The organism is Bacillus cereus group sp. BfR-BA-01382 (genome assembly GCF_022663475.1).
Lineage (GTDB): Bacteria > Bacillota > Bacilli > Bacillales > Bacillaceae_G > Bacillus_A > Bacillus_A thuringiensis_S.
Genome location: NZ_JAKUFQ010000336.1, coordinates 1 through 309 on the forward strand (window position 1 = coordinate 1; position 309 = coordinate 309).

The following is a 309-nucleotide window of genomic DNA, read 5'->3' on the forward strand; positions in this document are numbered from 1 at the left end:
ATCGATACCCGCTGGAATTTTAACATTGATTTTTTTACGTTTACGAACTTTACCTGAACCGTGACATGTCGTACATTTTTCTTTAATAATTTGTCCAGTTCCTGAACAATGACCACAAGCTTGACGGTTTACGATACGACCAAACGGTGTGTTTTGCTCTACACTCACTTGACCAGAGCCTGAACAATGTTTACATGTTTCTTTTGAAGTTCCTGGTTTTGCTCCACTACCTTTACAAGTATCACATGGATCTTCTACTGGAATTTCCACATTTAATTCCTTACCAAAAATAGCTTCTTCAAAATCTAA

At 36.9% G+C, this 309-nt stretch carries 1 pseudogene; it reads right to left on the reverse strand.

The window, feature by feature from the left end:
- Nucleotides 1–309, reverse strand: a pseudogene (dnaJ, locus tag MR160_RS34235) (chaperone protein DnaJ); the annotation flags it as partial.